This is a genomic window from Wenzhouxiangella sp. AB-CW3, assembly GCF_014725735.1.
In the GTDB taxonomy this organism is placed as follows: Bacteria; Pseudomonadota; Gammaproteobacteria; order Xanthomonadales; family Wenzhouxiangellaceae; genus Wenzhouxiangella.
The window spans coordinates 3835456-3844697 of sequence record NZ_CP061368.1 but is presented as its reverse complement, the minus strand read 5'-3'; the positions used below and the strand labels follow the sequence as shown (position 1 = coordinate 3844697).

The window sequence follows — 9242 nt, the reverse complement described above, 5'->3', positions numbered from 1 at the left end:
AAGCCCTCAAGTCTAGTCGTGTTGCGCACTAAAATCACCCCGTCATCCGGCCAATTGCCGGCCCGCCGCGCCCGCATGATCCAGCAGCGGCGCGAACGGCATTTGAGAAGCTCGGATTGATTGACAGAATAGCGCATATCACGCTATTCTTGACGCCTTTTGTTAGGGTTTCGCCGCGCGAGCTTTTCCGCATCCACGGACAGCTCCGGTCGCCGACCCATCTTACTCGTCTTCAAGCACTGACGGAATCAATCATGAAACGTACTTTTCAGCCAAGTCGAATCAAGCGCCTGCGTCGCCACGGTTTCCGGGCCCGCATGGCCACGCGTTCTGGTCGCGCCGTGATCAACGCACGCCGTGCCAAGGGTCGCAAGCGCCTGGCCTCCACCGCCGGCCGGTAAGCGACCGGATGCCCGGCCGGCAGGGTCTGCCGCGCCAGGCGCGGTTGCTGACCGGGCCCCAGTTTTCCCGGGTCTTCGCGACCCGGAAGGCTCGGAGCAACCGGTTTTTCACGATCCACTACGCGCCGGCCGAATTCGCCCGACTGGGCATGGCCGTGTCGCGCCGGGTCTCGAACAGGGCGGTGGTGCGTAATCGCATTCGCCGCCAGATCAGGGAAAGCTTTCGTCATCAGCGAACGCAACTGAAGACCATGGATTACGTAGTGGTGGCGCGTCCAGCCGCCGCCGGGCTGACACCGCCCGAACTGCGTGATGCACTCGATCAGTTGTGGCAGCGGTTCAGCGTCGACCCATGAATACAAGAACATTTTTCATTCTCATCCTCGCCCTGCTCGGGTTCCTGATCTACATGGAATGGCAGAGCGACTACGCGCCGCCGCGCCAGCCCGCCGATGATACCCGGCCTGCCGAAACCGACGAGCCGCCACGAAGGGCACCGACCGATGTTCCGGACGCGCTGGAAACGACCGATGCCCCGGATCTGCCGGATGTCCCCGATTTTGAAGACACGACCGAAACCGACGACCCGGAACGGCCCCGGCAGGCCGAGATCCGCGCCAGCCGGCGGATCGAAATCAGCACCGATGTCCTCTCGGTCGACCTCGATGCCAACGGCGGCACCCTGGTCGATCTGCGCCTGAAGCAATACCCGGTCAGTGTCGATCAGCCCAACGAGCCGTTTACCCTGCTGGTCGAAGAACTGCCGGAAATCTATGTTGCCCAGGCCGGCCTGCTCAGTGGTCAGCATCCCGCGCCCAATCACCGCAGTCGCTGGGAGTTCGAGCGTGACTACTACGAACTGGCCGAAGGGGAGGACAGGCTCGAGGTACCCCTGACCTGGCAGGACAACAGCGGACTGGAAGTGGTGGCCACTTGGATCTTCCACCGGGGCGACTACGTGGTCGATCTCGATATCGAGATCATCAACCACAGTGGCGAAACCTGGCGCGGTGCGCGCTACGTCCAGTTACAGCGCACCCGACCAGACTTCTCCGATGCCGGCTTTGCCTTCACCAATCCCGAACGTTTCAGCTACAACGGCGCGGCGGTCTACAACCCCGACGATGCCCTGAAGAAAATCAGCTGGAACGACATTGAGTCGAGACCGTTCGAAGGCACTTTCGATCAGGGCTGGGCCGCGATGATCCAGCACTACTTCGTCGCCGCCTGGATTCCGCCGGCCGACCAGCGTCATCGCTACACGACCCGGCATGTCACCAGTGAACGACTGCCGCGCTTCATCCTGGCCGCCACTTCGCCGCAGGTCAGCGTGCCCGACGGTGACAGTTATCGTTTCAACGCGCGCTTGTATGCTGGACCAAAACTTCAGAACCGCCTCGACGAGGTGGCTCCTGGCCTGCGCCTGACCGTCGACTATCGCTGGTTCCGAATTCTTTCGCAGCCGCTGTTCTGGGTGCTCGACAAGATTCACATGGTCATTCAGCACTGGGGCTGGTCCATTGTCGTGCTGACCCTGCTGATCAAGCTGCTGTTCTACAAGCTTACCGAAGCCCAGTTCCGATCCATGGGCAAGCTGCGGAAACTGCAGCCGAGAATCCAGCAGCTCAAGGAGCGTTATGGCGATGACCGCCAGAAGTTCGGTCAGGCCATGATGGAGATATACAAGAAAGAAAAGGTCAACCCGCTGGGTGGCTGTCTGCCCATCCTGGTGCAGATACCAATCTTCATCTCGCTGTACTGGGTGCTGCTTGAATCGGTCGAACTCAGGCAGACCTCGTTCCTGTGGGTGCCCGATCTGAGTCGACCGGATCCATACTTCATCCTGCCGATTCTCAACGGCATCTTCATGATCGTCACGCAGCGACTCATGCCCACCGGTGGCATGGACCCAATGCAGCGAAAGATCATGATGTCGCTGCCCGTGGTGTTTGCCTTCCTGTTCGCCCTGTTCCCGGCCGGACTCGTGCTGTACTGGGCGACCAACGCCGGTGTCTCGCTGGCCCAGCAGTGGTACATTCTGCGTCGGCTGGACCTGGAAGAAGCCGCCAAGAAGCGATAGCCGCTTGAGGTCGGCCACCGCCGACCCGGCCAGAAATGGCCACGTGGCCTATCCACGTGGCCTGGGTCGCCTGTAAACTATTCAACGTATTTCCACTTCCGAAAGAGGTTCTCGTCCAATGCGCACTTGATGTCGTCGCCGTTTTGACGGCCGGACTGTATCGCAGCCCCTCCTCAAGGGGCCGGGATCGCGACATCTCTATTTATGGAATTGCGCATGAACGACGCCAGCCTCGCCCTCAAAGATGTCTCTTACGTCCTGCCCAACGGCCGGATGCTGTTTTCCGGGTTGACCGAACACTTTGGTATCGGCACCGCCGGATTGGTCGGCCGCAATGGTGTGGGCAAGACACTGCTGGCCAGAATTCTGGCCGGACAGATCCAACCGACGTCCGGTCATTCCCTGCGAAGCGGAACGGTGCATTATCTCGCTCAGCAGGTCACCTTTCCGCCGGATGCAACGGTGGCCGACCTGACGGGCTTGCGCCACTTGCTCGACGCGCTTGAGCGCATTGAATCGGGCAGCACGGCGGCCAGCGATTTCGATGCCCTGGACGAACATTGGGATATCCGCCAGCGCCTGCATCATGCGCTTGAAGAAAGCGACCTGGGCCATCTCGATTCAAGATCTCTGATCAGCCGCCTCAGTGGCGGACAGTGCATGCGTCTTGCCCTGATCGGCAGCCAGCTGTCCGGCGCGGACTACCTGATTCTTGACGAACCCAGCAATCATCTGGATCGCGACAATCGACGACATCTGATCGAGCAGCTCAGGCGCTGGCCAAAGGGACTGATGGTCATCAGTCATGACCGTCAGTTGCTCAATGCCATGGACCATATCCTGGAACTCTCTCCCCGGGGACTGACTCGCTACGGCGGCAACTACGACTTCTACGCCCAAAGCAAGGCGCAGGAACGCTCCCGCGCCCAGCAGCTTCTCGATCAACGCAAACATCAGCGACAGCAAGCCCGGCGTAACATGCAACAGCAACATGAACGCCAGCAAAGAAAACTGGCCAGCGGCCAGCGCGATGCCAAGACGGCCAATCAGGCGCGCATTCTGCTGGATGGTCAGAAAAACCGCAGCGAAGCGACCGCCGGTTCGCTAAGCCGCACGCAGAATGCTCGTCGGGAGCAACTCGATGAAGCAGTAAAAAAGGCCGCCGGTCAGGTGGACAACGAAGACAGAATCTCCCTGCACTCCCTTCCAGTGACCGCACCTGTCAGGCGCCGGGTGGTTCACCTCGATGACGTGGTGCTGCCCTATCTGACCGAACCCACCAGCCGAATCAGCATGACCCTTTCGGGCCGTCAACGCATTGGTGTGCTGGGGCCCAATGGCTGTGGCAAATCCACATTGCTGCGCATGCTTGCCGGGCGGATTGCTCCTCTGGCCGGTCAGTGCCAGCTTCCCTCGACCCATGCTTTTCTCGACCAGCGTTTTGACAACATGAACCCGCATGAGTCCGTGCTTGAACAACTGAGAGCCAACAATCAACAGGCGGCCCGCAGCGACCTATGCATGCGTCTGGCGCACCTGGGGCTGGATGCCGCCAGAATCAACCTGCCGTTCTGCCGCCTAAGCGGTGGCGAACAGCTCAAGGCTGCGCTTGCCTGTGTCCTTTACGCCGAGCCCCCACCACCCTTGCTGCTGCTTGATGAACCCGACAATCATCTTGACCTGCCTTCCGTTCAGGCACTGGAACACATGTTGTCTGGCTATCAGGGCCTGATGATGGTGGTCTCGCATGACGACCGCTTTCTCAACCAGCTTGATCTGACCGATCACCTGCTGGCCACCGAACAAGGTTGGTGTCTGCGACCACTCAGCCATTGACCGGGCACGGATACGCTGAATGTCCTGCTGATCATGGACCTCAGTAGTAAGCCCGGCCTTACACCAAAGCGCCCTTTCAAACCGACTTGGCCAGACATGGCACAATCGCCTGTCATGACCCCATCGTCCGACACCATCGTTGCCATTGCCACACCACCAGGGAGAGGCGGTGTCGGCGTGGTGCGTCTGTCCGGTCCGGAGGCATTCACGATTGCCGAACAGCTGACCGGAACACTGCCGGAGATTCGAACAGCCGCCCTGCGTCAGTTTCGTGATGACAGCGGCGAGGTCATCGACAGCGGCCTGCTGATCCGGTTTGCCGGCCCGCGATCGTTTACCGGTGAAGATGTGGTCGAAATCCAGGGGCATGGTTCGCCGGTTGTGTTGGAATGGGTCGTGACTGCCGCGGTTGCGGCCGGAGCCCGCCGGGCGGGTCCCGGCGAATTCAGCCAGCGCGCTTTTCTCAACGATCGCATGGATTTGGCGCAGGCCGAAGCCGTGGCCGACCTGATTTCCGCGGCCAGTCAAAAGGCAGCCCGCGCGGCTCATCGCAGCCTGGAAGGCGAATTTTCCAAAGCTGTTGATGATCTGCATGACGCCCTGGTGGCACTTCGCGTGTGGGTGGAAGCGGCGCTGGATTTTCCCGATGAAGATGTCGATTTTCTGGCCGACGGCCAGGTGGCAGAGCGCACCACTGCGTTGAAGGACCAATTGAGCGCCCTGATCGACCGCGCCGGAACCGGACGTCTGCTGACCGATGGCGTGCGCATCGCCATCATCGGCCCACCCAATGCTGGTAAATCCAGCCTCCTCAATGCGCTGGCCGCACGCGATGCCGCCATTGTCACCGATATCCCCGGCACCACGCGGGATGTGCTGCGCGAAACCATCACCCTGGCGGGCATGCCGGTGGTGCTATCGGATACCGCCGGCTTGCGCGATACCGACGACCAAGTCGAAATCGAAGGCGTGCGGCGGGCGCGCCGTGAAATGCAGTCGGCGGATCTGATCCTCCATGTGGTTGATGCCAGTGATCCCACCACGCCCGCCATGCCCGACCTGGCATCCGCTGTGCCCATGATCCGGGTCGAGAACAAGCTCGACCTGATCGGGCAGGAAACCCGGCAGCCACCCGAAGGCACGGACACGCTTCGGGTCTCGGCCCTGACCGGCGAGGGCCTGGATCGCCTGGAATCGCGGGTGCTTGAATCACTGGGCGTGAATGCCGATGCCAGCGGTGGTGAATTCTCCGCTCGCCAGCGCCATGTTGACGCGCTGAATCTTGCACTGGCCCACGTCGAGGCCGGTGAGGCCGAAATTCGGGCCAGCGGATCGGGCGAACTGCTGGCCGAGGAACTGAAGATGGCGGCCTCGGCCCTGGGCGACATTACCGGTCACATCAGCTCCGACGAACTGCTCGGGGCCATCTTTTCGAGCTTCTGCATCGGCAAATAGTCAGACTTCCGCCCCTGCCAATTTGGCATGGCCTGCCCTATACTCGGGATACATCAATCAGTAAAACCCTAAGGAGCAGGTATGCGAACCGTCCGCCAGATTCTCGAAAAAAAGGGGGACAACATCTGGTCGATTGCTCCGAACTCCACCGTTTACGATGCCGTCACCATGATGGCTCGAAAAAGCATCGGTGCGCTGCTTGTCATGCGCAACGGCCAGCTTCACGGCGTGATCTCCGAGCGCGATTATGCGCGCAAGATCGTGCTCGAAGGCCGCTCCTCGCGCGAAACCCGGGTCGAGGAAATCTGTTCGACTCCGGTCATTACCATTCAGCCCCAGGCCATGGCCGAGGAAGGACTGGCGCTGATGACGCGCAAGCGCATCCGCCACCTGCCCGTGGTCGAGGGAGACAAGCTGCTCGGGGTGGTCTCCATAGGTGACCTGGTGGATGCGGTCATCGGCGATCAGCAGAAGCTGATCGAGCAGCTCGAACGATACGTCAGCGGTTACTGACATCCTGGACCGATGCAATGAGTCTCAGTATCGAACATGCCGCCGCCATTGCCCGTGAAATGGGGCTGGATGAGCACGGCCTGGAAATCACGCCCCTGCGCGGTGGCGATATTGCCCAGGCGCATGTGCTGCGAGCCGCCGACCTGTGGGTGTTCGTCAAGACGTTGCCCATCCAGCAGGGCGCCCTGCTGTCGGCCGAAGCCGATGGCCTCAAGGCCCTGACCCGCACCGGCACGGTGCGAGTGCCCGGGGTGATTCGCCGGGGCGTCGAAGATGAAACCGCCTGGCTGGCACTGGAATACCTTGAACTGGACCCGCGCACACCCGAAGCCGACGAACGCCTTGGCCGCGAACTGGCCGCCCTGCACCGCAACAGTGCCGACCACTTCGGCTGGCATCGCAATAACTACATTGGACTGACGCCGCAGCACAACCCGAAAACAGCCGACTGGACGAGCTTTTTTCTCGAACATCGCCTGGGTTTTCAGTTCGATCGACTGACAAAGGCCGAGCACGGCGGCGACTGGCCACAGCTCAAGGAGCAAGTCTTCGAGGCCTGGCACAGGGACCATGCCGATCATCATCCGCTGCCGGCGCTGGTTCACGGTGACCTGTGGCAAGGCAACGCCTCGGCCATCGGTGGCCGGCGGCCCGTGGTTTTTGACCCGGCCGTCCACTATGCCGACCGTGAAACCGATCTCGCCATGACCCGCCTGTTCAATGGTTTTTCAGATGCATTCTACGAGGCCTACGAATCGGCCTGGCCGTTGCATCCGGGGCATGAATCTCGCGCCAATTTCTACACGCTTTACCACGTGCTCAACCATGCCAATCTCTTCGGCGGTGGCTATCCGGCTTCGGCCCGCCGGCTTTGCCAGCGCATTGTGAGCGGCGCGTCCTGACGTTACCATTGGCCGCCTGCAAACGAAGGAGACCAGCATGGGACTGCTCATTGATGGGCAATGGCACGACAAGTGGTACGACACCGACTCCACCGGCGGGCGTTTCGAGCGCTCGGCCGCGGCCTTTCGCAACTGGATTACCGCCGACGGATCCCCGGGCCCCGACGGCAAGGGCGGGTTCAAGGCCGAAGCCGGTCGCTACCACCTCTATGTTGCCCTGGCTTGTCCCTGGGCGCACCGCACCCTGATCTTCCGCAAGCTCAAGGGGCTGGAAGACATGATCAGCCTGTCCATCGTCAATCCCATCATGCGCGAACACGGCTGGACGTTTCGCGATGGCTACCGGGTGCGACGCGACCCGATTCACGATGCCGAGTTCATGCACCAGGTCTACACCGCGGCCAATCCCGACTACTCCGGCCGGGTGACGGTGCCGGTGATCTGGGACAAGCAGGAAAACACCATCGTGTCCAACGAATCGGCCGACATCATTCGCATGCTTAACTCGGCCTTCGACGGAGTCGGTGCAAGGGACGGGGATTTCTATCCCGAAGACCTGCGCGAGGAAATCGATGCGGTCAATGAGCTGGTCTATGACAACGTCAACAACGGCGTTTACAAGTCAGGTTTCGCCACCACGCAGGAAGCCTACGACGAGGCAGTCGTGCCGTTGTTCGAAACCCTCGATCAACTTGAACAGCGACTCGACGAGAACCGCTACCTGTGCGGATCGCGCCTGACCGAGGCCGACTGGCGACTGTTCACCACGCTGGTTCGCTTCGACGCCGTATACGTGGGTCACTTCAAGTGCAACATCCGCCGCATTGCCGACTATCACAACCTCTCGAACTACCTGCTCGAGCTCTACCAGATGCCCGGGGTGTCGGAAACCGTCGATGTGCATGCCATCAAGCTGCACTATTACGGCAGCCATGACACCATCAATCCGCACTACATCGTGCCGATGGGTCCGGCGCTGGATTTTCATCGCAAGCACGATCGCGCGCGCCTGCCCGCCGACTAGTCGGCAGGTCATCATCGTGGCTGTCCAGCGTCTGCCCGGCCGGATAATCGGTGGCGCGGCGTGATCCGCCCACCGCCACCGGCAGACGCCGACGTACTCCGGGGCGCTGCTGACGCAGCGCCTGAATGAGCAGCGGACCGACAATCAGCGTCGCGCCCATCCAGAACCAGGCATCCGGTACTTCGGCAAACACCAGCCAGCCCAGGATGAACGCCCACACCAGTCCGGTGTATTCACTGGCCGTCACCCGGCTGGCGTCCACGTGGCGATAGGCCAATATGACCGTCATGTTGTAGCCCAGGATGAACAGCGCCGAGCCAAAGGCGGCGCTGAGCGCGGAGAAGTCCAGCGGCGCCCCCTCGATCACGGCCAGCGTGACGGCCGCCGGCATTGCCAGCAGGTAGTTCAGCAACAGGCTGTGTACAACCGGTTGTTTGCGCGGCAGCTTTCGAACCAGTACCGCGTTGATGGCCAGCGCCACGGCCAGACCCAGCGCGGCCAGACCGGCCCAGTTCAGCTCGCTGGGCCGCAGGATGACCAGCACACCGATCAGGCCGCTGATCACCGTCAACAGACTGGACCGGCGCAGCTTTTCGCCAAACAGCAGCACCCCGAACAGCATGACCAGTACGGGTGCGGCATAAAAGATGGCATTGGCCGTCGCCAGGGGCAGCGCGCCCAGGGCGATGACCATACAGACAATGCCCGCCAGGCCGATATGGGCACGCACCAGGTGAATTCGCGTGCCTTCGAAAAAACGGCTGCGATCGATCATTCCGATAAACGGCAGCAGCATGGCCAGCGTCACCACCAGGCGCAGGGCAATGAACTGAAACAGTGCCACATCACCGCTGACCCACTTGATGATCACATCGGAAATAATGGCCAGCAGATTGCCGATCACCAGGAGACCGATGGCGCTGTTGATGGTCTTGCCGGACATGCTCTGCTCCAGGGCTGGCAGGAATCGGAGCCATGATTCTGGTGTAGCCGAACCATGATGTAAAATGATGAATATTCACTCGATATGA

At 61.1% G+C, this 9242-nt stretch carries 9 protein-coding genes; 8 read left to right on the top strand and 1 reads right to left on the bottom strand.

Annotated features, from left to right (window positions below):
- Positions 1–254: 254 nt before the first annotated feature.
- From rpmH to IC757_RS16595, 8 genes are all read left to right on the top strand, one after another.
- Positions 255–401, top strand: coding sequence for a 50S ribosomal protein L34 (gene rpmH, locus IC757_RS16630; RefSeq protein ID WP_190975384.1), 147 nt, complete (start codon positions 255–257; stop codon positions 399–401).
- An 8-nt stretch (positions 402–409) separates the two neighbouring features.
- Entirely contained in the window at positions 410–757 is a 348-nt protein-coding gene (gene rnpA / locus IC757_RS16625; RefSeq protein ID WP_190975383.1) for a ribonuclease P protein component, read from the top strand.
- The gene (gene yidC, locus IC757_RS16620; RefSeq protein WP_190975382.1) at positions 754–2481 is read left to right on the top strand and encodes a membrane protein insertase YidC; all 1728 of its coding nucleotides are present in this window, start codon (positions 754–756) and stop codon (positions 2479–2481) included. Before rnpA ends, yidC begins: the two co-directional genes overlap by 4 nt.
- A gap of 216 nt (positions 2482–2697) precedes the next feature.
- Positions 2698–4317: an ATP-binding cassette domain-containing protein gene (locus IC757_RS16615; protein WP_190975381.1), complete on the top strand. Its 1620-nt coding sequence runs from the start codon at positions 2698–2700 to the stop codon at positions 4315–4317.
- A gap of 114 nt (positions 4318–4431) precedes the next feature.
- Complete coding sequence (gene mnmE / locus IC757_RS16610; RefSeq protein WP_190975380.1) at positions 4432–5772, top strand: tRNA uridine-5-carboxymethylaminomethyl(34) synthesis GTPase MnmE; 1341 nt, start codon at positions 4432–4434, stop codon at positions 5770–5772.
- 81 nt (positions 5773–5853) lie between these two features.
- Positions 5854–6285 carry a CBS domain-containing protein gene (locus IC757_RS16605; RefSeq protein WP_190975379.1) on the top strand — a complete coding sequence of 144 codons (432 nt, stop codon included), beginning with the start codon at positions 5854–5856 and terminating at the stop codon, positions 6283–6285.
- Between the two features lie 17 nt (positions 6286–6302).
- A complete protein-coding gene (locus IC757_RS16600) occupies positions 6303–7187 on the top strand; it encodes a fructosamine kinase family protein (protein WP_190975378.1) in 885 nt (294 codons plus the stop codon).
- Positions 7188–7224: 37 nt separating this feature from the next.
- On the top strand, positions 7225–8211 hold the full coding sequence (locus IC757_RS16595; protein WP_190975377.1) for a glutathione S-transferase family protein: 987 nt from the start codon (positions 7225–7227) through the stop codon (positions 8209–8211).
- Here the strand turns inward: IC757_RS16595 and IC757_RS16590 are convergent.
- Positions 8129–9154, bottom strand: a complete 1026-nt coding sequence (locus IC757_RS16590) for a DMT family transporter (protein ID WP_190975376.1) — start codon at positions 9152–9154, stop codon at positions 8129–8131. The genes IC757_RS16595 and IC757_RS16590 overlap by 83 nt on opposite strands.
- Positions 9155–9242 lie beyond the last annotated feature (88 nt).